This is a genomic window from Pseudomonas sp. N-1-13 (assembly GCF_057787095.1).
In genome coordinates this window covers 5,408,067-5,431,013 of sequence record NZ_JBYNRI010000001.1, presented here as the reverse complement: position 1 = coordinate 5,431,013, position 22,947 = coordinate 5,408,067, and the positions used below count along the sequence as shown (strand labels likewise).

Sequence of the window (22,947 nt, the reverse complement as noted above, 5' to 3'; positions counted from 1 at the left end):
GGCGGTTCAGGAGCCGAGCGGTTCTGTGTGCTCTGTTACCCCTGCCTTGGCCAATTGGAAATCCATGTATTCGTAAGCGATCCGGTGCGCCTGGGCGGTATCGAACGCGTCTCCCGACAGCGCCCCGCGCAGCCACAAACCGTCAATCAACGCGGCCAGGCCCCGTGCCGCGCTACGTGCCTCATCGAGGGGCAACACGCGGCGGAACTGGCAACACAGGTTGGAATACAGACGGTGATCGTTGATCCGCTGCAACCTGTGCAAAGACGGGTGGTGCATGCTGGTGGCCCAAAAGGCCAACCAGGTTTTCATTGCCGGGCCATTGACCTGGCTGGCGTCGAAGTTGCCTTCGATGATCACCTGCAGGTGAGCCCTTGGGCTTGGGTCCTCCAGCGCCTGACGGCGTGCAGTGACGTTCTCGCTCAGGACACTCATCAGGTACTGGGCCGTGGCCGCGATCAGGCCATTCTTGTCCTTGAAGTAGTGGCTGATGATGCCGTTGGAGACACCGGCCAAACGGGCGATCAGCGCAATGCTGGCGTCCCCCATCCCGACCTGATCGACCGCTTGCATAGTGGCTTCGATCAATTGCTGGCGGCGGATGGGTTGCATACCGACCTTGGGCATCTGGTACATCTCCTTAGGCCATCCGATGGATGAGTGTTGTCTATCGGAATGAAGGCCAGTCTATTTTGTTTTGATTGAACGTTCAATCAACAAAAATAAGTTCTATGACAAGTCGTCGCTATTTGCCGGGGCGAGGACTTTTGGGGATGTCTTTATAACACTCGTCGGTTGGCATGTAGGCCAAATGCGCTTGATAGCTGGAATACTGTTGTGGTGAGGGGATTTGCATTCCAAGTCAAGCTGGTCAGCAGTTCAGAATCACCCAAACAAAAACGCCGCGATCGTCTCGCGGCGTTTTTGTCGGTTTCGCTTAGCCCAGGTTTTTGCCGAGCAGTGCGTGGTACAGCTCACTGTCGCCAAGAATCCCGACGACCTGCTGGTTATCGTGAAGTACCAGCTTGTTGCCGGTCTGGTAGCGAATCTGCAGCGCGTCGCGCATGCCGATGTTGGAGTCCACCAGGGTCGGACGACGGCCCAGGCCTTCGACGGCTTGGCCCGGGGCCCAGTTTTGCAGGTCCAGCACCGCGCCGTTCTGGCGGGCGCCCTTGATGGTGTTGCCTTCGGCCAGATCGAGCCAGGAGTCGCCGCCCGGATCCAGGCACACCGAACCGTTGATGCGCTTGCAGTTGTCCAGGGTGCGCATCAGGCTGCGGCCACAGAGCACGTTGAGCGGGTTGGTGTGGGCGACGAAGGTGCGCACGTAATCGTCGGCCGGGTTCAGCACGATTTCTTCCGGCTTGCTGTACTGGATGATCCGGCCGTCTTTCATGATCGCGATCCGGCTGCCCAGCTTCAAGGCTTCGTCCAGGTCATGGCTGACGAACACGATGGTCTTGCTCAGTTTGCGTTGCAATTCCAGCAATTCGTCCTGCAAGCCCTGGCGGATCAGTGGGTCGAGGGCCGAGAAAGGTTCGTCCATCAGCAGGATATCGGCGTCCATCGCCAGGGCGCGGGCCAGACCGACCCGTTGCTGCATGCCGCCGGACAACTCGTCCGGTTTCTTGTTGCGCCACTGGGTCAGGCCCACCAGCTCAAGTTTTTCATCCACCAGCTTCTTGCGTTCCTTTTCCGGCCGGCCCTGCATTTCCAGGCCGAAGCTGATGTTTTCGCGCACCGTAAGCCAGGGCATCAGGGCGAACTTCTGGAACACCATGGCAATGCGCTTGGTGCGCATCATCTTCAGTTCGGCCGGGCTGCAGGAGGCGATGTCGATCTGCCGGCCTTCATGCTCGACGAACAACTTCCCGCGACTGACGGTGTTCAAGCCGTTGATGCAACGCAGCAGGCTGGATTTACCGGAGCCGGACAGCCCCATCAGTACGCAGATTTCGCCTTTTTCAATGTCCAGGCTGGCTTTTTCCACACCGACGATTTGCCCGGTTTTCTTCAGGATTTCGTTGCGCGTCATGCCTTGGTCGAGCAGCTTGAGGGCTTCACGTGGATCTTTGGAGAAGATCACGTCGACCTCTTCGAAGCGGATTATGCTCATGCGTCACCCCCTACTTTGGCGTCGGGTTGCTTGCAGATTCGGTCGAGCATGATTGCCAGCAATACGATCGCCAGGCCTGCTTCGAAGCCCAGGGCGATATCAGCGGTGTTCAGTGCGTTGACCACGGGTTTGCCCAGGCCGTCGGCACCCACCAGCGCGGCGATGACCACCATCGACAACGACAGCATGATGCATTGGGTGATACCGGCCGCGATGCTGGGCATCGCATGGGGCAGTTCGATACGGGACAGCAGTTGGCGACGGGAGCAGCCGAAGGCTTTGCCGGCGTCCATCAGTTCGTCCGGAACGTCGCGGATACCCAGGTAGGTCAAGCGGATGGGCGCGGCAATCGCGAACACCACCGTCGAGATCAGACCGGGGACCACACCCAGCCCGAAAAGGGTCAGGGTAGGAATGAGGTAAACGAAGGTCGGTACGGTCTGCATCAGATCGAGCACCGGACGCATCATGGTGTAGAACAGCGGCTTGTGCGCGGCAACAATGCCCAGCGGCACGCCGATCAAGACACAGACCAGGGTCGCGAACAGCACCTGGGCCAGGGTTTCCATGGTTTCCTGCCAGTAACCCAGGTTCAGGATAAGCAGAAAGGCTGCGATAACGAAGACCGTCAGGCCCCACTTGCGCTGGATAAAATGCGCCAGTAGAGCGATGAGGCCGATCAAGACAAGCGGGTTGAACCAGGTCAGCGCAAACGTCACGCCGTGAATCATCGTTTCCAGTGACAAGGCGATGGCATCGAATGTGTTGGCGCCGTGTTGCGTCAACCAGTCGACAAAGCCCGCAATGTACTGGCCCAAGGGTATTTTCTGATCAATCAGCATGGTAGTGAACATCCGCATGCAAGGAATAAACAGCCCGGACGAGCGAACCCGCCCGGCATAAAAGCATTACTGCGCAAGCTTGGCTTTCACGGCTTCCAGGCCGGGTTTACCGTCAATGGTGGTCACGCCAGCGAGCCAGGTATCGAGTACCTGTGGGTTTTTCTTCAGCCAGGCCTTGGCGGCTGCGTCAGGCTTCATCTTGTCGTCAAGCACGTTGCCCATCAGCGTGCTTTCCATGTCCAGGGTGAAGGTCAGGTTTTTCAACAACTGACCTACGTTGCTGCATTCCTGGACGTAGCCTTTGCGGGTATTGGTGTAGATGGTTGCCTGGCCGAAATTCGGACCGAAGTACTCGTCACCACCGGTGAGGTACTTCATTTTGAAGCGGGTGTTCATCGGATGAGGTTCCCAGCCCAGGAACACCACGGCGGTGCTGCGGCGCTCGGCGCGATCGACCTGTGACAACATGCCGGCTTCGCTGGACTCGACGATCTTGAAACCGGCGTCCTTCAGGCCGAAGGCATTCTTGTCGATCATGCTCTGGATCAGGCGGTTGCCGTCGTTACCCGGTTCGATGCCGTAGATCTTGCCGTCCAGTTCCTTCTTGAACTTGGCGATGTCGGCGAAATCCTTCAGCCCTTTGTTATAGAGCTCTTCGGGCACCGCCAGGGTGTACTTGGCGTTCTCCAGGTTGGCCCGCACCGTATCCACGGTGCCGGCTTCGCGGTAGGCCTTGATGTCGTTTTCCATCGTCGGCATCCAGTTGCCGAGGAACACATCCATGTTCTTGCCGTCGGCCAGGGACTTGTAGGTCACCGGTACGGAAATCATGGTGGTCTTGGTTTTGTAGCCCAGGGCCTCAAGTACCACGCTGGTGGTGGCGGTGGTCACGGTGATGTCGGTCCAGCCGACATCGGAGAAGTTGACGGTGCTGCACTGCGCGGGTTCAGCAGCGTTGGCCAGCATCGGAAGACTCAGCATGGCGGCCAACAACAACGGCGTGGAACCTTTCATGGGTGGACTCCTGGTGTTTTATCGGCGGTGTCCGGTCAGGACCACCGCGCTTATTGGGGTTGCGGTTGGTGGCGCGTGGGCACTCTTCGACACGCGGCCTTGCAAACGAGCCGTAACCGATCATGTACCAGTGCAAATCTGTCGCCTACAGGGTGCGTCGTATCCAGTACAGGGAGGGTCGCATCCAGTGTCAGTGACGTCGTTTACAGATTTTTTTCACCCTTGGCTGGCCTCTGATACGCAAAAAACGTCGTAAAACCGGGGCAAAGGGCGGGCGACGTCGGTGGGCATGATTGCGTCGGTGTCAGACGTCGAACGCCCTGGCAAAAGCCGGATGATGCGGGCATCCCGGCGTTGAGCGTAGCAGCTCCGCCACCGGGCGCTCCTGCGCCCGGATGTGCCTGTTCTGGAGGTTCTCGGCAATGGCAATCAGCGTGTTCGACCTGTTCAAAATTGGTATCGGCCCGTCCAGTTCCCACACCGTGGGGCCCATGCGCGCTGCAGCGCTGTTCGTTGAAGCGATGCGCGCGAAGTCGTTGCTGCGCGATGTGCGTCGGGTCGAGGTGCAGCTGTTCGGCTCGTTGTCAGCAACAGGCATCGGCCATGGCAGTGACAACGCGGTGATCATGGGTTTGATGGGCGAGTGGCCAGACGCGATCGATCCGTCGCAGATTGGCCCGCGCATCGAGTTGTTGCGCCAAACCCAGACCCTGCTGCTGGACGGTCGCCTGCCGGTGCCTTTCGTCTGGTCCCGGGATATGCGCCTGCTCGACGAAAACCTGCCGTTCCACCCCAACGCGATGACGCTGGTGGCCGAGGGTGACCACGGCGAGTTGCACCGCGACACCTATTATTCAGTCGGCGGTGGCTTCGTCGTCGATCAGGCCCAGGCGTCCAGCGGCGTGGTGGATCTGGACGTCACTGAACTGCCTTACGATTTTTCCAGTGCCGAAGAACTGCTCCAGTTGTGTAGCACCCACAACCTTCGGGTGGCCGAGCTCATGATGGCCAACGAAAAGGTCTGGCGCTCGGAGGAGGAGATCCGCAGCGGCCTGATGAAACTCTGGCGGGCGATGCAGGATTGCGTCGAGCAGGGTCTCAAGCATGAGGGCATCTTGCCCGGCGGTTTGAATGTGCGCCGGCGAGCGGCCAAGCTGCACCGCAGCCTGCAAGAGCTGAACAAGCCCAATGTCATCGGCTCGACGCTCAGCGCCATGGAATGGGTCAACCTGTTCGCCCTGGCGGTCAATGAAGAAAACGCCGCCGGTGGGCGCATGGTCACGGCCCCGACCAATGGTGCGGCGGGGATCATTCCGGCGGTGCTGCATTACTTCATGAAATTCAGCGAAGCGGTCACCGATGCCAACGTTGTGGATTACTTCCTCGGCGCGGCGGCGGTGGGCATCCTGTGTAAAAAGAACGCCTCTATCTCCGGTGCCGAAGTCGGTTGCCAAGGGGAGGTGGGCTCGGCCTGCGCCATGGCGGCGGCCGGCCTGGCGGAGATCCTCGGTGCGACGCCTGAGCAACTGTGCAATGCGGCGGAAATCGGCCTGGAGCACAACCTTGGCCTGACCTGCGATCCGGTGGGCGGCCTGGTACAGGTGCCGTGTATCGAGCGCAACGCGATAGCCGCGGTGAAAGCCATCAACGCCGCGCAGATGGCGCTGCGCGGAGACGGCCAGCACTTCATCTCTCTGGACCGGGTGATCCGCACCATGCGCGATACCGGCGCCGACATGCATGACAAATATAAAGAGACATCGCGCGGTGGACTGGCGGTCAGTGCGGTGGAGTGCTGATCTCCTCGCCAGAGGCGATCGCATATCGCTCACAAAATGCACACTGATCCACAAACGCGCCACCTTTTAGCGCGTCGCAAACAGACATGACACCGTTTGTCGGACCCACCGCTGTTCGTCCCTCGACCGTTCGTCATTCGCACCTGTGGTGATACCGGTTGCGCAAGTGGCGCAGCCCAGTTCCCACAAGTGCTACCGTTCTGCTCACGGCCAACGGTGGCGGGTGCCTGCCGCCCCTGATGGCACCTATAACCCACACTCATCGCGTGCCTTATTTAGACTGGCCGCGATGTCGTTTTCAGGATTTATTGAACACGCATTCAATTTAGGCATGGCAATTGCTCTATCGATGCAAAGCCCGTCTCTTGCGTAGAGACCGAGGGCAACAACCAATAAAAAGAGCCTCCGCCTGAGGCCATCACTTGCTTTGTGTGAGGAGATACCGCGATGACGACGTCCAACTCAGGGGCCCAACCCCAGAACCGTGCGCCTCAATCCATCGGCTTTTTGCTGCTGGACAATTTCACGCTCATTTCCCTGGCGTCCGCGGTGGAGCCGCTGCGCATGGCCAACCAGCTGTCCGGTCGTGAGCTGTATCGCTGGACCACCCTCACTGTTGATGGCGGCCAGGTCTGGGCCAGTGATGGCTTGCAAATCACGCCGGACGCGGCCATGCACAAAGCGCCGCCCATCGACACCGTCATTGTGTGTGGCGGCGTCGGCATTCAGCGCACCGTCACCCGTGAACACGTGTCATGGCTGCAGAGCCAGGCCCGTCAGTCCCGGCGCCTCGGCGCGGTCTGCACCGGCAGTTGGGCCTTGGCCTGCGCGGGTCTGCTGGATGGCTTCGATTGCAGTGTGCACTGGGAATGTCTGGCGGCAATGCAGGAAGCCTTTCCGCGGGTATCGATGAGTACCCGTCTGTTCACCCTCGACCGCAACCGCTTCACCAGTTCCGGCGGCACCGCGCCACTGGACATGATGCTGCACCTGATCAGCCGCGATCACGGCCGCGAGTTGTCGGCAGCGATCTCCGAAATGTTTGTCTATGAGCGCATTCGCAACGAGCAGGATCACCAGCGCGTGCCACTCAAGCACATGCTGGGCACCAATCAGCCGAAGTTGCAGGAAATCGTCGCGCTGATGGAAGCCAATCTCGAAGAGCCGATCGACCTGGACGAACTGGCGGTGTACGTCGCCGTCTCCCGGCGCCAGTTGGAGCGCTTGTTCCAGAAATACCTGCATTGCTCGCCGTCGCGCTATTACCTCAAGCTGCGGCTGATCCGGGCGCGGCAACTGCTCAAGCAGACGCCGATGTCGATCATCGAAGTGGCGTCGGTGTGCGGTTTCGTTTCCACGCCGCACTTCTCCAAGTGCTACCGCGAATACTTCGGCATTCCACCGCGCGACGAGCGCGTCGGCTCCAACACCGCGCAGCAGGTGGCGATGATGCCGCTGCCACAGGCGCTGGTGCTGTCGCCATTGTCTGGCCCGTTGTCAGCGTTGAGCCAGGCGCGCAATGAGTCGACGTTTGCCAGTGTGAGGCTTTAAGACCGAGGCGCCGTCAATCGCGAGCAGGCTCGCTCCCACAGGTTCTGTGATCGACACCGAATCACTGTGGGAGCGAGCCTGCTCGCGATAGGTTTTTCAGACGTTCTGGTTTTTCTGATACTCCGCCAAAGCCGGCAGCAGCTGCAGATCAATCGCCCGACGCACGGCGGGCAGGATGGTGGCGCCGCTGATGTACATGTCCTTGACCATCTTGCGCAGTTCATTGGCGCGGGCCGTGTCCAGCCCGCGCACCGCACACTCGCAGGCCTGTTCGGCGGTGGAGCCGCTGGGTATTTGCAGCCCCAGGGCCTTGAGCTGGCCCAGCAGGTCTTCCTGGTCGATCAAATCGGCGTACATCATGACGCTTTTCCTTGTTCAGGGATTGGGGTCGTGACTCGATTCTGGTAGCCGGCCGAAGCGGCGGCAAGGGCAAATGGTCGCGATGTCATGAATGACTATGGGGGCGTCGTTTTCGGCTAACTTGCCCAGGCCTGGACTGGGCACACTGGCCCCAAGCTGAATCACGACGGTTTGGTCACCCTCGCGCAACAGCTCCTCCAGTAACGCAACTGCCCCGATCCAGTCACGGCTTGATCGGGGATTTTTTTGCCTGGGTGAATCAGAGGGTGATGGGGTGTTGGACAGACCGCTATCGCGAGCAGGCTCGCTCCCACAGGCCTTGTGCACGACACAGAGCCCCTGTGGGAGCGAGCCTGCTCGCGATGAACGATGACGCGGTCTACCGTTGCAACACCAGAATCTTCGACAGCAACTCATCGCGATCCACATAGCACCCTTGGAAATGTCGAGCTCCGGTGGCCGGGTCGAAGGCATTGCGGGCGTGCAGGGTACGGCGGTTGTCGAAACACCACAGTTGGCCGGGTTCAAGCCTTTGCATCAGGCGGAACTGCGGCTCGCGAGTCAGCGCTATGAAGCGGCGGTAGGCACGGTAGAGCCTGGGCATCTGCTCGACCGAGGTGTCGAACGGCCCGCGCAGAAAGTTCGCCATGCGGATCTCCGAGACCTGTCCCAGGGCATCCAGCGCGATAATGGGCGCCAGGCAGCGGTAATCACTGTGGCGGTCCTTGTTGCGAAACTCCACCGGGATTTCACACAGCGCGGCAAAGGCCTCGGGGTCTTCCTGGCGCAGCGCCTCGGCGATGGCGAAACCGTCGACAAATAGGCTCTCGCCGCCGTCGGCGTCATTCACCAGGCAATGCAGAAACTGTAATCCTGGTTGCAGCTCCCGGGTGGGTAGGTCGCTGTGCAGTGGCAGGTTGAAAGCGGTGTAGGCGTTACTGTCGGCATCGGCCTTGGATTGCACGTTGAACAGCACGCCGAAGTTGCTCTGGCGGATGAACGAAATCTGCTGGGCGATCAGTTTCAGCGAGCCGGGTTCGGTGGGTACGCCGCGCACCTGGGTCAGGCCGATGTCGCGCACCGCCAGCAACCATTGCAACAACGTATCGGTGTCGTCCATCAGCGCCTGGTAATCAAACACCGGCAGTTGCAGGTCGTGCCGCCAGAGCTGGCGCTTGGGCTTGCTCGCCAGGCGTTCAGCCCTGGACTGATCATCGTAGGCATGGGCACGCAGCCAGCCTGGGTCGAAACGGCTTTGGTGGCCGTCCTGCCAATCCACGCACAGGCAGCCTTCACTGTCGAGACGGGTCGCACGGGGGGCCAGGTCTTCAGGTACATCGACGATTTCCAGCACCTGCTCGCGGGTCACGGTGTAGACGCACTGTGGGCAGGGGCAGTTGTCCCGCAGCCACTGATGATGGAAGGGGCTGATCCGACCGTCGGCCCAGGTGACCTGCACCCGGTCGGTCAAGGGCGTCACTGCGGTCAATGCACAGATCAGGGGGTAACGGCGGAAGTCGGCAAAAGCGGCGGCGGTGTTCATGGCGATCTCCTGTTCGGGTTTTATCGGGCCGGCGGCAATGCGATGACCCGGCCGATATAGGCCGGCGGCGACAGGTCGGATTGCTCCGTGAGCAGGGCTTTGAGCTTGCCCAGGGTCTGTTCCGTGAAGGGCGCCGAGCGCGGGCCAGCCAGGTCGACGTGCAGCAGCATCTGCTCGTTTCCGGCCAGTTCCTTATCGCCGCCGACCAGGTGCAGGCTGTGGTAGAGATGCAGGCGTTTGGCGTCGTGGCCGATGATCTGTGTACGCACCTCGACCTGGGCGTCGAGCTTCACTTCGTGCAGGTAGTTCAAGTGCAGTTCGAGGGTGAACAGCGAGTGGCCGCTGGCTTCGCGGTTCTGGCTGTCCATGCCCAGGTGATCCATCAGTGCGTCGGTCGCGTAGCTGAAGATCAACAGGTAATAGGCATCGCGCAGATGGCCGTTGTAATCGACCCATTCGGGGAGGATGCGGGTTTGGTAGGTGGTGAGGGTGGGCATGTTTCTGGTTCCGACAGTTGTGGTGACTGGGCTGGCGTTATCGCGAGCAGGCTCGCTCCCACAATGAACTTCTGGGTGAGACAGATCGCATTCACACCTCAAATCCTGTGGGAGCGAGCCTGCTCGCGATGGGGCCAGACCTGCTGATCCAAAAGCCAAGGTTTACTCGCTGAAGGCCATCCCATGCTTTTCTTTGGTGGTCTTCACCGCTTCCAGCACTGCCAGCAGGCAATCATCACGATAGCGCTCCAGGGCCGAGATGCTGCGGCTGCCCAGTTGCTCGCTCGTGCCGTCCACCACATCGTCGATCAGCTTGTCGGTCAGCTCCGGCGCCGGCAGGTAGGTCCACGGCAACTGCAACGCAGGGCCGAATTGAGCCATGAAATGGCGCATTCCGGCATCGCCACCGGCCAGTGTGTAAGTCAGGAACGTGCCCATGAACGACCAGCGCAAGCCGGCGCCAAAACGGATGGCATCGTCGATTTCGCCGGTGGTAGCCACACCGTCGTTGACCAGGTGCAGGGCTTCGCGCCAGAGCGCTTCGAGCAGCCGGTCGGCAATGAAACCGGGCACTTCCTTGCGTACATGCAGTGGGCGCATGCCGAGGGACTCATACACCCGCATCGCGGCCTGTACCGCTTCGGGCGCGGTGTTTTTGCCGCCGACGACTTCCACCAGCGGCAGCAGGTAGACCGGGTTGAACGGGTGCCCGACCACGCAGCGTTCCGGGTGGGTGGAACCTTCATAGAACTCGCTTGGCAGCAGTCCCGATGTGCTGGAACCAATCAGCGCATTGGGCTTGGCGGCGGCGCTGATCTGGCCGTGCAGCTCGAGCTTCAGCTCCAGGCGCTCGGGGGCGCTTTCCTGGATGAAATCGGCGTCGCGCACGCATTCTTCGATGGTCGCGACAAAGCGCAGCCGATCCTGGGAGGCACCGGGTGCCAGGCCTTGTTTCTCCAGTGCGCCCCAAGCGTTGGCCACGCGTTTGCGCAGCGCTGCCTCGGCACCCGGCGCCGGGTCCCAGGCCACGACGTCCAGGCCATGGGCCAGGGCGCGACTGACCCAGCCGCTGCCGATAACACCGCTGCCCAGGGCGGCGAAGGTCTTGATGTCGGTGATAAAGCTCATGGTGATTTCCTGAAAAGGGTTCGCTGATCTAAATGTGGGAGCGAGCCTGCTCGCGATGGCGCTGTGTCAGTCGGCACATCAGTCGCCTGTTTCACCGCTATCGCGAGCAGGCTCGCTCCCACAGGGGAAGGTGTCGGTTGGGTTTAGCCGCGGGTGGTCAGACCCATCTTCTTGCGCCCCTCCGCCGGCGTGAGCACGCGCGCGCCGAGGCGGCTGAGGATTTCGCTGGCGCGTTCCACCAGTTGGCCATTGGTGGCGAGCACGCCTTTGTCCAGCCACAGGTTGTCTTCCAGGCCGACCCGCACGTTGCCCCCCAGCAGCACCGCCTGGGCCGCCATCGGCATTTGCATGCGGCCGATGCCGAAGCCGGCCCACACGGCGTCCGCCGGCAAGTTGTCGACCATGGCTTTCATGGTGGTGGTGTCGGCCGGCGCTCCCCACGGGATGCCCAGGCAAAGCTGGAACAGCGGGTTGTCCAACAGGCCTTCCTTGATCATCTGCTTGGCGAACCACAGGTGGCCGGTGTCGAAGATCTCCAGCTCGGCCTTGACCCCCAGTTCGGTGATGCGCTTGGCCCCGGCCCGCAGTTGCGCCGGGGTGGAAACATAAATGGTGTCGCCGTCGCCGAAGTTCAGAGTGCCGCAATCCAGAGTGCAGATTTCCGGCAGCAACTCCTCGACGTGGGCCAGGCGGGTCAGCGGGCCCACCAGGTCGGTATTGGGGCCGAACTCCATGGGATTTTCGCCGCCGCCGATCTCCAGATCGCCGCCCATGCCGGCGGTGAGGTTGACGATGATGTCCACGTCCGCCTCTCGGATGCGCTCCATCACTTCGCGGTACAACGCCACGTCACGGCTGAACTTGCCGGTCTGCGGATCGCGAACGTGGCAGTGGACCACCGTGGCGCCGGCCTTGGCGGCCTCGACGGCAGCCGCGGCGATCTGTTTCGGGGTGACCGGCACGTGTGGGCTTTTGGCGGTCGTGTCGCCAGCACCGGTGAGTGCGCAGGTGATGATGACGTCGTGGTTCATGGTGCAGGTTCCTTACAGGCGTGATGAGTCACTGCGCAGCCGATTGGCGCTGCGCAGATGGATGGCGTTTGTTCAGTTGCTGGTCAGTTTCAGGTTGTCGGCGGCAGGCTTGCCATCGAAGGTGGTGACGCCTTCGAGCCAGCGTTGCTTGTCTTGCGGATTATCCTTGAGCCATTGCTTGGCCGATTCGAGCGGGTCCTTGTGATCCAGCAGTGGCTGCATCATCCGGCTCTCGTCTTCGGCGGTGAACGTCAGGTTGCTCAGCAGACGGCTGACGTTCGGGCATTTTTGCGCGTAGTCCGGCGCGGTGACGGTCCATACGGTGGCCATGCCTTCGTTCGGGCCGAGGGCGTCTTCGCTGCCGGTGAGGTAGGTCATTTGCACGTTGACGTTCATCGGGTGCGGCGCCCAGCCGAAGAACACCACGGCTTCCTTGCGGCGCACGGCGCGGTCCACGGCGGCGAGCATGCCGGCTTCGCTGGATTCCACCAGTTGGAATTTGCCCAGGCCGAACTGGTTCTTGGCGATCATCGCCTTGATCTGGGTGTTGGCGCCGGAACCGGGTTCGATGCCGTAGATCTTGCCGCCCAACTCTTTTTCGAATTTGGCGATGTCGGCGAAAGTCTTCAGGCCCTTGTCGGCCAGATAAGTCGGCACGGCCAGGGTGGCGCGGGCGTCCTTGAGGCTGGGTTGCTCCAGGACCTTGACCTGCTTGGCCTCGACGAACGGGGTGATGGTCTGGGTCATCAGTGGGTTCCAATAGCCCAGGAACATGTCCAGGCGCTGGTCGCGGATGCCGGCGAAAATGATTTGCTGGGAGGCGCTGGTCTGTTTGGTCTTGTAGCCGAGGCCGTCGAGCAACACTTGGGTCATGGCGCTGGTGGCGATGACATCGGTCCAGTTGACCACACCCAGGCGCACGTTCTGGCACGCGGCGGGATCGGCTGCCATCGCAGCGGAACTCAGGAAGGTGGTGGTGCTGAGTGCAAGAACGCAGGAGCTGATCAGTCGTTTCATGTCGGGTTCCTCGGCAGTCTTTGTTATGGGTTCCGGCATCTGCGCGCCGGTGATGCCAAGTTACGCAGCCAGTCCGCCGGCAAAACGCACAGCGGCGACTCGCTCTTGCACTGCAGCGACCTGTGGCGTATCAAGGAGCGCACGCTACCCGCCAACCGAGTGCGCTACATGTCCCAGGATTTCTACTTCTTGTTGATGCCGGGTTTTTCGGCCATCGGTTTCATTTCGGCCATCGAACCGTTGCGGGTCGCCAACCGCTTTCGCGGTGAGTTGTACCGCTGGCATGTGTTGAGCGCCGATGGCGGGGCGGTGCTGGCAAGCAATGGCATGTCGGTCAACGCCGATGCCGCGTTGGAGCCATTGAAGAAAGGCGCGACCCTCTGGGTGGTGGCGGGGTTCGAACCGCTCAAGTTCGTGACCCCGGCGTTGGAGCGCTGGCTGCATCGGCTGGACAACGAGGGCGTCACCCTGGGCGGCATCGACACCGGCAGTGTGGTCCTGGCTGAGGCGGGGCTGCTGGAAGGCCATCGCGTAACCCTGCACTGGGAAGCGATCGAGGCGTTCAAGGAATCTTATCCACAGCTGAGTGTGACCCAGGAACTGTTCGAAATTGACCGCCGGCGCATCACCTGCGCCGGCGGCACTGCGTCCATCGACCTGATGCTGGACCTGATCGGCCAGGCCCATGGCCCGCAACTGGCGATTGAGGTCAGCGAACAATTCGTGCTCGGCCGCATCCGTCCGCGCAAAGACCACCAGCGCATGGAAATTGCCAGCCGCTATGGCATTCGCAACAAGAAGCTGGTGCACGTCATCGGCGAGATGGAAACCCACAGCGAGCCGCCCCTGAGCACCTTGGCCCTGGCCGAATCCATCAACGTCACCCGCCGCCAGCTCGAACGCCTGTTCCGCCTGCACTTGAACGACACTCCCAGCAACTTCTACCTGCGCCTGCGCCTGGAAAAGGCCCGGCAACTGTTGCGCCAGACCGACATGAGTGTGCTGGAAGTGAGCATCGCCTGCGGTTTCGAATCACCGTCGTACTTCACCCGCAGTTATCGAGCGAGGTTTGAACGGTGCCCGCGGGAAGATCGGCGGCGCCAAGGGGATGGGCGGGAGGTGGTTTGACAGGCTTTTATACTCAATTATGTTCGCGACTAAATTACACCTGTCGCCATAATTGAGTATGAAAGCATGTGTTGACCACCGAGGCAGGGGGGCAACGCCATGTTCACCGGCTCCAATCGCGACAAGCTCGTTCGGACCTCTGTGGGAGCAAGGCTTGCCCGCGACGAAAGCGGCGCGGTGCATGGGAGAGCGAGGCGCCTGTATCGCGGGCAAGCCTTGCTCCCACACAAAAAACTGCCGCAAGTCCAGTGTTTGGCTGAAAGAGGCTTACTTCTTCACCAGCGCCGAACACGCCGCCTTATAAGCCTCATGCTGATACTTGTTCAGCGTCGCGGGCAATGCGAAGTCGTGTTTCTTGTTCTGCGCATTGATGGTCTGCGGCGACAGCAGCGTCACCTCACAACCCTCAAGCAACTGGAAAACCCCTTCGATCTTGAACGTGGTCGGCCCGCCAGCGAACTCGCCTTTCTTGCTGCGCTTCTTGATGGCGATGCGGTCGATACCGTTATCCACCACGAACGCCCGGACCTGGGCGGCGAACGCCTTGACGTTGGCGGCCTCGTCATCATCGTCCAGGGCGATTTTCTTGGTATTCAGCGCGACGTGACTCAACGCCTGTGGATCCAGCGAGGCAACGGCAATGATCGCTTCGCTGCCTTTGATTTCGATGCCGCAGATTTTCATGTGAATTCCTTTGCTCGATAGTGGCGTGCAGCTTACAGCTCCAACTGATCGGCATGGATACCAAAGGCGGCGGCAATTTTTTCGCGAGTTGCCCGGCGAGGTTTGGCGACTGATTCCTGCTGGGCAAACGCCGGTTGAGAAATACCCAGGCGCCTGGCGACCTCATCCTGGGTCAAGTTCAGATGTTCGCGCCATGCACGGATGGGCGTGGCGCCGTCGACAATGCGGCTGACGACTTCATGGGGAATCAGATCGGGTTCCATTTTTTTTTGCGCAACGTATTGGGCATACGGAATGACCACGAATGCAGGATTCCCGTTTGCGTCGTTTATGATCTGAATATCAGTAGGTACGTTCATCGCGTTTCTTGACCTCTTGAATGCTGACGACCTTGATCGCCCCGTCCCGAACCTGGGCCTGATGCATAGAGTGCATTTTCAGAAGCTGCTTAACGGCCTTTCTGGTCCAGTGAATAGTGTTCATGGAGGAATATAAGTCTTTTATAAGATTTGCTAATCCTGACTTATATTTTCTCTAGGGCCAACGTATGAACGGTGTCTGAATATTGCTCCGTAAACGGCCCTTTATTCCTGCCCAATCGACTCCAAGAACTCCGACCGGTCATCACTCACCTGGGCCATGCAGTCGTTTTCGGCGATTTTGTAGGCTTCGCTGCCGGGTTTGGCCGGGAAGGCGGCGATGGCGCAGTCGGCATCGCGTTGTTTTTGCCACAGTTGCTGGGCAACTCTGATTTTGCTGGTGATGTCGTTGAGCTGGGCCTTGTTGTCGGCGTAGAGGGTTTGCAGACGTTCGTTGAGGCTCTGCAGGTTGTCGGCGAGCAGTTGTTCGGCGGCGGCTTTGCCGTAGGCCGAGCAGGCCAGGGTCTGGACGTCGTTTTCCACGGCGTCGCAGGGGTTGTGTTCGGTGTCTTCGGTCGCGTGGGCGACGGTGCTGATCAGAGCCAAAGCCAGGATGATTGATTTCATTGCGTTGCCGCTCGAGTCCAGTGAAAGCCAGTGATGCGGCGGATTCTGGCGTAAGCCTCGGGTAAAGAACAGACGGGTAGGGTGGCCCGCTCATAGCCCTTTGTCGTGGATTGACGCTTTCGGCAATTCCCCTGTCGTTTTTGCACCCGGTCGCCAATGCACCGAGGCATATGCTGGCCCCAAAGCGCCGGCACACGATTCGGCGCATGAATCGCTGACAAAAGGGGACTGCCTGATGAGCCCAGCCGAATTGCACGCCGACAGCATCGTTATCGACGGGCTGATCATTGCCAAGTGGAACCGTGACCTGTTCGAAGACATGCGCAAGGGCGGCCTGACTGCCGCCAACTGCACGGTGTCGGTGTGGGAAGGTTTTCAGGCCACCATCAACAATATTGTGGCCAGCCAGAAACTGATCCGCGAAAACAGCGATCTGGTGATCCCGGTGAAAACCACCGCCGATATCCAGCGCGCCAAGGCTCAAGGCAAGACCGGCATCATCTTTGGCTTCCAGAACGCCCACGCTTTCGAAGACCAGCTTGGCTACGTCGAGATCTTCAAGCAGCTCGGCGTTGGCGTGGTGCAGATGTGCTACAACACCCAGAACCTGGTGGGCACCGGCTGCTACGAGCGTGACGGCGGCCTGTCGGGCTTCGGTCGTGAAATCGTCGCCGAGATGAATCGGGTCGGCATCATGTGCGACCTGTCCCACGTCGGCTCCAAGACCTCCGAAGAGGTCATCCTCGAATCGAAGAAACCGGTCTGCTACTCCCACTGCCTGCCCTCGGGCCTGAAGGAGCACCCGCGCAACAAATCCGATGAAGAGCTGAAGTTCATCGCCGACCACGGCGGTTTTGTCGGCGTGACCATGTTTGCGCCGTTCCTGGCCAAGGGCATCGATTCGACCATCGACGACTACGCCGAGGCCATCGAATACACCATGAACATCGTCGGTGAGGACGCCATCGGCATCGGCACCGATTTCACTCAGGGTCACGGTCAGGATTTCTTCGAAATGCTGACCCACGACAAAGGCTATGCCCGTCGGCTGACCAGCTTCGGCAAGATCATCAACCCCCTGGGCATCCGCACCGTGGGCGAGTTCCCGAACCTCACCGAGACGCTGCTCAAGCGCGGCCATCCAGAGCGGGTGGTGCGCAAGATCATGGGCGAGAACTGGGTCAACGTCCTGAAAGACGTCTGGGGCGAATAAAGCCGCCGCATCACTGAATCCTTAACCTGCGGCCATTAGCGCCGCAGGCATACCACGAATTTTCGGAGTTAAGTTTCCATGGCCAAAATCGCCCCTCAATTGCCTATCGAAGTCGACAGTGAAACCGGTGTCTGGACCTCTGATGCCCTGCCGATGCTCTACGTGCCGCGGCACTTTTTCGTCAATAACCACATGGGCATCGAAGAAGTGCTGGGCGCCGACGCCTACGCCGAGATTCTCTACAAGGCCGGCTACAAATCCGCCTGGCACTGGTGTGAAAAAGAAGCCGAATGCCATGGCCTGGAAGGCGTCGCGGTATTCGAACACTACATGAAGCGCCTGTCCCAGCGCGGTTGGGGCCTGTTCAAGATCCAGGACATCGACCTGGATAAAGGCACCGCCAGCGTCAAGCTGGAACACTCGGCGTTCGTCTACGTGTACGGCAAGGTCGGGCGCAAGGTCGACTACATGTTCACCGGCTGGTTTGCCGGCGCCATGGACCAGATCCTCGCCGCTCGCGGCAGCAAGATCCGCACCGTGGCCGAGCAGGTCTACGGCGGTTCCGAAGAAGGCCACGACGACGGCCTGTTCATCGTCAAGCCGTTGTAAGTCGAGGATCGCGCCATGGCTTTTGAAGCAATGTTCCAGCCGATCCAGATCGGCAAACTGACCATCCGCAACCGCGTGCTCAGCACCGCTCACGCCGAGGTCTACGCCACTGACGGCGGCATGACCACCGACCGGTACGTGAAGTATTACGAAGAGAAGGCCAAGGGCGGCATCGGCCTGGCGATCTGTGGTGGATCGTCGGTGGTTGCCATCGACAGTCCGCAGGAATGGTGGAGTTCGGTGAACCTGTCCACCGACCGCATCATCCCGCACTTCCAGAACCTGGCCGACGCCATGCACAAGCATGGCGCCAAGATCATGATCCAGATTACCCACATGGGGCGTCGCTCGCGCTGGGACGGCTTCAACTGGCCGACCCTGATGTCGCCGTCCGGCGTGCGCGAGCCGGTGCACCGTGCGACCTGCAAGACCATCGAGCCGGAAGAAATCTGGCGGGTGATCGGTAACTACGCCCAGGCGGCACGGCGTGCCAAGGCCGGTGGCCTGGACGGCGTCGAGCTGTCCGCCGTGCACCAGCACATGATCGACCAGTTCTGGAGCCCACGGGTCAACAAGCGTACCGACGAATGGGGCGGCAGCTTCGAGGGGCGGATGAAGTTCGGCCTGGAGGTGCTCAAAGCCGTACGCGCCGAAGTGGGCGACGACTTCTGCGTGGGCATGCGCATCTGCGGTGATGAGTTCCACCCGGACGGCCTGTCCCACGAGGACATGAAGCAGATCGCCAAGTACTACGACGACACCGGCATGCTGGATTTCATCGGTGTTGTGGGCTCGGGTTGCGACACCCATAACACCCTGGCCAACGTTATCCCGAACATGAGTTATCCACCGGAGCCGTTCCTGCACCTGGCCGCCGGTATCAAGGAAGTGGTCAAGGTTCCGGTGCTGCACGCGCAGAACATCAAGGACCCGAACCAGGCCACGCGGATCCTCGAGGGCGGTTACGTCGACATGGTCGGTATGACCCGTGCCCACATCGCCGACCCGCACCTGATCGCCAAGATCAAGATGGGCCAGATCGACCAGATCAAGCAGTGCGTCGGCGCCAACTACTGCATCGACCGCCAGTACCAGGGCCTGGATGTGCTGTGCATCCAGAACGCTGCAACCTCCCGTGAATACATGGGCGTGCCGCACATCATCGAAAAATCCACCGGGCCCAAGCGCAAAGTGGTCGTCGTCGGTGCCGGCCCGGCCGGGATGGAAGCGGCGCGTGTGGCCGCCGAACGTGGCCACGACGTGACCCTGTTCGAGAAAAAGGAATTCATTGGCGGGCAGATCACCACCGCTTCGAAAGCCCCGCAACGGGACCAGATCGCCGGCATTACCCGCTGGTTCCAGCTGGAACTGGCCCGGCTGAAAGTCGACCTGCGCCTGGGCGTGGCGGCGGACGCGGCGACCATCATGGACCTGCGTCCGGATGTGGTGGTGCTGGCCGTCGGCGGGCATCCATTCCTCGAGCAGAACGAACACTGGGGCGCCGCCGAAGGGCTGGTGGTCAGCAGCTGGGACGTGCTCGATGGCAAGGTTGCACCGGGTAAGAACGTACTGGTCTACGACACTATTTGTGAATTCACCGGCATGTCGGTGGCCGACTTCCTCGCCGACAAGGGCAGCCAGGTCGAAATCGTTACCGACGACATCAAGCCGGGCGTGGCCATTGGCGGGACTTCGTTCCCCACTTACTACCGCAGCATGTACCCCAAGGAAGTGATCATGACCGGGGACATGATGCTGGAGAAGGTCTACCGCGAAGGCGACAAGCTGGTGGCGGTGCTGGAGAACGAATACACCGGTGCCAAGGAAGAGCGCGTGGTGGATCAGGTAGTGGTGGAAAACGGCGTGCGACCGGATGAAGAAATCTACTACGCGCTCAAGGAAGGTTCGCGCAACAAGGGCCAGATCGACGTCGAAGCCTTGTTCGCGATCAAGCCCCAACCGTGCCTGGAGCAGAGCGGCGATGGTTACCTGCTGTTCCGCATCGGTGATTGCGTAGCGCAGCGTAATACCCACGCCGCCATCTACGACGCGCTGCGGTTGTGCAAGGATTTCTAACGGCTTGCACATAGCCCTGTGGGAGCGAGCCTGCTCGCGATGAACGATAACGCGGTCTGCCTGAGGCACCGCGGCGCCTGAATCGCGAGCAGGCTCGCTCCCACAGGAACCGAGTAAGGCATCTCGACCTGCAAGACCTGAGGTCTTTGGGAGCTTCACCATGCTGAACACCCTTCTTCCCATCCTGCTGTTCGCTGCCCTGGGCCTTGCGGTCCTTGGCGCTTTGCGGCGGGTGAACATGTGGCGCCGGGGGCGACCGTCCAAGGTCGACCTGATCGGTGGTCTTTTCGCCATGCCCAAGCGCTACATGGTGGATTTGCACCATGTGGTGGCGCGGGACAAATACATCGCCAACACCCACGTCGCCACGGCGGGTGGTTTTGTGCTGGCGGCGCTGCTGGCGATTCTGGTGCATGGTTTCGGCCTGCAGAACCGCATTCTGGGCTATGCCTTGCTGTTCGCCACGCTGCTGATGTTCAGCGGCGCGATCTTCATTGCCCTGCGTCGTCGCAATCCACCGTCACGGCTGTCCAAAGGGCCGTGGATGCGTTTGCCCAAGAGCCTGTTCGCGTTCTCCATCAGTTTTTTCCTGGTGACCTTGCCGGTCGCCGGGATCTTGCCGGCCGACTTCGGGGGCTGGGTGTTGGTGGCGCTGTTGGGCCTGGGCGTGCTTTGGGGTGTGTCGGAAATGTTCTTCGGCATGACCTGGGGCGGGCCGATGAAACATGCCTTTGCCGGGGCCCTGCACCTGGCCTGGCACCGCCGCGCCGAACGCTTTGGTGGCGGCCGCTCAACCGGTCTCAAACCTTTGGACCTGAACGACCCCGCAGCACCGTTGGGCGTTGAGAAACCCAAGGATTTCACCTGGAACCAGTTGCTCGGTTTCGACGCTTGCGTGCAGTGCGGCAAGTGCGAAGCCGCGTGCCCGGCCTTTGCCGCCGGCCAGCCGCTGAACCCGAAAAAACTCATCCAGGACATGGTCGTCGGCCTGGCCGGCGGCACCGATGCGAAATTCGCCGGCAGCCCCTACCCATCCCTTGACGGCAGGGGTAAACCGGTGGGCGAACACAGCGGCAATCCACACCAGCCAATCGTCAACGGCCTAGTGGACGCCGAGACGCTGTGGTCCTGCACCACTTGCCGGGCGTGCGTTGAGGAATGCCCGATGATGATCGAGCACGTCGATGCCATCGTCGACATGCGTCGTCACCTGACCCTGGAGAAAGGCGCCACGCCGAACAAGGGCGCTGAAGTACTGGAAAATCTCATCGCCACCGACAACCCTGGCGGCTTCGCCCCGGGCGGGCGGATGAACTGGGCGGCGGACCTGAACCTGAACCTGCTCAGCGAGGTGAAGTCCACCGACGTGCTGTTCTGGGTCGGCGACGGTGCCTTCGACATGCGCAATCAGCGCACTTTGCGCGCCTTCGTCAAAGTCCTCAAGGCGGCGAACATCGACTTTGCCGTGCTCGGCCTCGAAGAGCGCGACAGCGGCGATGTGGCCCGGCGCCTGGGTGATGAAGCGACCTTCCAGCTGTTGGCCAAGCGCAACATCCAGACCCTGGGCAAATACAGCTTCAACCGGATCGTCACCTGCGACCCCCACAGCTTCCACGTACTGAAAAACGAATACGGCGCTTTCGATGGCAACTACCGGGTGCAGCACCACAGCACTTACCTGGCAGAAGTCATCGAGGCCGGCGCCCTGAACCTCGGCCAGCACAAGGGCGACAGCGTGACCTATCACGACCCCTGCTACCTGGGCCGTTACAACGGCGAATACGAGGCGCCACGCCAGGTGCTGCGTGCGCTGGGCATCGAGATCAAGGAGATGCAGCGTTCCGGTTTCCGCTCCCGTTGCTGCGGCGGTGGCGGCGGCGCGCCGATCACTGACATTCCGGGCAAGCAGCGTATCCCCGATATGCGCATGGAAGACATCCGCGAAACCGGCGCCGAACTGGTGGCAGTGGGTTGTCCACAGTGCACCGCGATGCTTGAGGGGGTGGTTGAGCCACGCCCGATGATCAAGGACATCGCTGAACTGGTGGCCGACGCTCTGCTCGAAGACGCGGTTGCGAACAAACCAGCGGTTCCGGCCAAACGTGAACCTGCGGAGGTGCACTAATGAGCGACATCATCCGCCGCGACCCTCGCGCCGAGTGGATCGCCCGTAACCGCCTGCACCCACTGCACGCGGCCATGCAACCGGTCCAGCACAGCTGGATGGGTCCCAACGGTGTCATCCGCAAGAACGTTCATGGTGTCGGATTCATCGGCCCCAACGGCATCAAGCGTATCGACCGCAGCGGCGCCCAGCAGGGCGGCGCGACCAAGCGTACCGCGGCAACTGAAGTGCAATTGCCGCTGCATCAGGTGCCGCAACCGGCGTTTTATATCTGCGTGGTGCCAGACATGGTGGGCGGTCGTCTCAGCAGCCACGACCGCGATCTGCTGGGCCTGGCCCATCAATTGGCCGGTGCCGACGGCGCGGTGCTGGCGGTGGTGTTCGGCGAGCACAAGGAAAGCACCTTTGCCACGGCCGGTGTCGACCGCTTGCTGGTACTGGAAGGCGAGGCGTTCAGCGGTTATGCACCGGAACAGCGAGTCCAGGGTCTGCGGGCTGTGGATAACCAATTCAACCCACGCCATTGGCTGCTGCCTGACAGCCGCACCGGTGGCGGCGAACTGGGCCGGCGGTTTGCCGCAGCCCTGGGCGAGCGCCCGGCCACACGGGTCTGGCAGGTCAAGGGTGAGGAGTGCATCGGCCGGGCCGGTGCCGGCCTGCAAGATTTGGCGCGGCCTTTGGCGCGGTTGATCCTGGCCGCGGCCGAATGCGCCGAACCGGTGAGCGAAACCCGCCACGAAGCCTTGCCGGTGGAGTTATCCACAGGCGTGGCCCGCAGCTTGTCGCGCATCGAAGACCTGGGCGCGGTGGCGGTGGACCCGGGCGCGATCCCGATGGCCGAAGCCGAATTCATTTTTTCCGGCGGCAACGGGGTCAAGGACTGGGCGCTGTTCCACCAGACCGCTGCGGCCCTGGGCGCCACCGAGGGTGCTTCGCGGGTAGCGGTGGACGATGGCTTCATGGCGCGGGATCGCCAGGTTGGCGCGTCCGGCACCTGGGTTACGGCGCGGGTCTACGTTGCGGTGGGGATTTCCGGGGCTATCCAGCACCTGCAGGGCATCGGCGCCTGCGACAAGGTGGTGGCGATCAACCTCGATCCGGGCTGCGACATGATCAAACGGGCAGACCTGTCGGTGATTGGCGACAGCGCGGCGATTCTCCAGGCCTTGATCGCGGCGGTAGAGGCGTACCGCAACGAAGCCAAGCGCGATGCGGCTTAAGCTAAGGA

21 protein-coding genes are annotated in these 22,947 nt (G+C 61.2%); 8 read left to right on the top strand and 13 right to left on the bottom strand.

Going from position 1 to position 22,947, the window contains the following annotated elements; translation table 11 throughout:
• Positions 1–6 precede the first annotated feature (6 nt).
• The 4 genes from betI to AC3I65_RS24340 all read right to left on the bottom strand — a co-directional run bounded on the left by betI (position 7) and on the right by AC3I65_RS24340 (position 3,972).
• Positions 7–627, bottom strand: coding sequence for a transcriptional regulator BetI (betI, locus tag AC3I65_RS24355; RefSeq protein WP_047230364.1), 621 nt, complete (start codon positions 625–627; stop codon positions 7–9).
• A gap of 310 nt (positions 628–937) precedes the next feature.
• Positions 938–2,116, bottom strand: a complete 1,179-nt coding sequence (gene choV, locus AC3I65_RS24350; protein ID WP_047230365.1) for a choline ABC transporter ATP-binding protein — start codon at positions 2,114–2,116, stop codon at positions 938–940.
• Positions 2,113–2,958 (bottom strand): choline ABC transporter permease subunit, encoded by an 846-nt coding sequence (gene choW / locus AC3I65_RS24345; protein ID WP_047230366.1) that lies wholly within the window; start codon positions 2,956–2,958, stop codon positions 2,113–2,115. The genes choV and choW overlap by 4 nt, the downstream gene beginning before the upstream one ends.
• Positions 2,959–3,024: 66 nt before the next feature.
• Positions 3,025–3,972: a choline ABC transporter substrate-binding protein gene (locus AC3I65_RS24340; RefSeq protein ID WP_047230367.1), complete on the bottom strand. Its 948-nt coding sequence runs from the start codon at positions 3,970–3,972 to the stop codon at positions 3,025–3,027.
• Positions 3,973–4,394: 422 nt separating this feature from the next.
• Between AC3I65_RS24340 and AC3I65_RS24335 the strand changes: the two genes are divergently transcribed.
• Both AC3I65_RS24335 and gbdR read left to right on the top strand, forming a co-directional pair.
• Positions 4,395–5,771, top strand: coding sequence for an L-serine ammonia-lyase (locus tag AC3I65_RS24335; RefSeq protein ID WP_047230368.1), 1,377 nt, complete (start codon positions 4,395–4,397; stop codon positions 5,769–5,771).
• Positions 5,772–6,218: 447 nt separating this feature from the next.
• Complete coding sequence (gene gbdR / locus AC3I65_RS24330) at positions 6,219–7,322, top strand: choline metabolism transcriptional regulator GbdR (protein ID WP_047230369.1); 1,104 nt, start codon at positions 6,219–6,221, stop codon at positions 7,320–7,322.
• A 96-nt stretch (positions 7,323–7,418) separates the two neighbouring features.
• Here gbdR and AC3I65_RS24325 read toward each other — a convergent pair whose 3' ends face one another.
• The 6 genes from AC3I65_RS24325 to choX form a co-directional block, all read right to left on the bottom strand.
• Positions 7,419–7,682 carry a hypothetical protein gene (locus AC3I65_RS24325; protein WP_047230370.1) on the bottom strand — a complete coding sequence of 88 codons (264 nt, stop codon included), beginning with the start codon at positions 7,680–7,682 and terminating at the stop codon, positions 7,419–7,421.
• Between the two features lie 379 nt (positions 7,683–8,061).
• Entirely contained in the window at positions 8,062–9,225 is a 1,164-nt protein-coding gene (locus AC3I65_RS24320) for a gamma-butyrobetaine dioxygenase (RefSeq protein WP_281459764.1), read from the bottom strand.
• A 20-nt stretch (positions 9,226–9,245) separates the two neighbouring features.
• Positions 9,246–9,722: a thioesterase family protein gene (locus AC3I65_RS24315; protein WP_047230372.1), complete on the bottom strand. Its 477-nt coding sequence runs from the start codon at positions 9,720–9,722 to the stop codon at positions 9,246–9,248.
• A 162-nt stretch (positions 9,723–9,884) separates the two neighbouring features.
• Positions 9,885–10,850, bottom strand: coding sequence for an L-carnitine dehydrogenase (locus AC3I65_RS24310; RefSeq protein WP_281459765.1), 966 nt, complete (start codon positions 10,848–10,850; stop codon positions 9,885–9,887).
• 143 nt (positions 10,851–10,993) lie between these two features.
• Positions 10,994–11,881 (bottom strand): 3-dehydrocarnitine:acetyl-CoA trimethylamine transferase CdhC, encoded by an 888-nt coding sequence (gene cdhC / locus AC3I65_RS24305; protein WP_076383396.1) that lies wholly within the window; start codon positions 11,879–11,881, stop codon positions 10,994–10,996.
• A 72-nt stretch (positions 11,882–11,953) separates the two neighbouring features.
• Positions 11,954–12,898 carry a choline ABC transporter substrate-binding protein gene (gene choX, locus AC3I65_RS24300; protein ID WP_047230375.1) on the bottom strand — a complete coding sequence of 315 codons (945 nt, stop codon included), beginning with the start codon at positions 12,896–12,898 and terminating at the stop codon, positions 11,954–11,956.
• Positions 12,899–13,066: 168 nt separating this feature from the next.
• Between choX and AC3I65_RS24295 the strand changes: the two genes are divergently transcribed.
• Complete coding sequence (locus AC3I65_RS24295; RefSeq protein WP_047230376.1) at positions 13,067–14,026, top strand: GlxA family transcriptional regulator; 960 nt, start codon at positions 13,067–13,069, stop codon at positions 14,024–14,026.
• A gap of 267 nt (positions 14,027–14,293) precedes the next feature.
• Here the strand turns inward: AC3I65_RS24295 and AC3I65_RS24290 are convergent, their stop codons facing one another.
• The 3 genes from AC3I65_RS24290 to AC3I65_RS24280 all read right to left on the bottom strand — a co-directional run bounded on the left by AC3I65_RS24290 (position 14,294) and on the right by AC3I65_RS24280 (position 15,696).
• Complete coding sequence (locus tag AC3I65_RS24290) at positions 14,294–14,710, bottom strand: DUF3010 family protein (protein WP_047230377.1); 417 nt, start codon at positions 14,708–14,710, stop codon at positions 14,294–14,296.
• A 32-nt stretch (positions 14,711–14,742) separates the two neighbouring features.
• Positions 14,743–15,069, bottom strand: coding sequence for a helix-turn-helix domain-containing protein (locus tag AC3I65_RS24285; protein ID WP_047230378.1), 327 nt, complete (start codon positions 15,067–15,069; stop codon positions 14,743–14,745).
• 225 nt (positions 15,070–15,294) lie between these two features.
• Positions 15,295–15,696: a lysozyme inhibitor LprI family protein gene (locus AC3I65_RS24280; protein ID WP_047230380.1), complete on the bottom strand. Its 402-nt coding sequence runs from the start codon at positions 15,694–15,696 to the stop codon at positions 15,295–15,297.
• A gap of 235 nt (positions 15,697–15,931) precedes the next feature.
• Here AC3I65_RS24280 and AC3I65_RS24275 point away from each other — a divergent pair, with 235 nt between their 5' ends.
• From AC3I65_RS24275 to etfA, 5 genes are all read left to right on the top strand, one after another.
• Entirely contained in the window at positions 15,932–16,909 is a 978-nt protein-coding gene (locus AC3I65_RS24275) for a dipeptidase (RefSeq protein ID WP_047230381.1), read from the top strand.
• 78 nt (positions 16,910–16,987) lie between these two features.
• Positions 16,988–17,518 (top strand): 4-vinyl reductase, encoded by a 531-nt coding sequence (locus tag AC3I65_RS24270; protein WP_003177589.1) that lies wholly within the window; start codon positions 16,988–16,990, stop codon positions 17,516–17,518.
• A 15-nt stretch (positions 17,519–17,533) separates the two neighbouring features.
• Positions 17,534–19,594 (top strand): dimethylglycine demethylation protein DgcA, encoded by a 2,061-nt coding sequence (gene dgcA, locus AC3I65_RS24265; protein WP_047230382.1) that lies wholly within the window; start codon positions 17,534–17,536, stop codon positions 19,592–19,594.
• A 160-nt stretch (positions 19,595–19,754) separates the two neighbouring features.
• Positions 19,755–21,719, top strand: coding sequence for a dimethylglycine demethylation protein DgcB (gene dgcB / locus AC3I65_RS24260; RefSeq protein WP_305466896.1), 1,965 nt, complete (start codon positions 19,755–19,757; stop codon positions 21,717–21,719).
• Positions 21,719–22,939 carry an electron transfer flavoprotein subunit alpha gene (gene etfA, locus AC3I65_RS24255; protein ID WP_305466895.1) on the top strand — a complete coding sequence of 407 codons (1,221 nt, stop codon included), beginning with the start codon at positions 21,719–21,721 and terminating at the stop codon, positions 22,937–22,939. Before dgcB ends, etfA begins: the two co-directional genes overlap by 1 nt.
• The last annotated feature ends 8 nt before the right edge of the window (positions 22,940–22,947 follow it).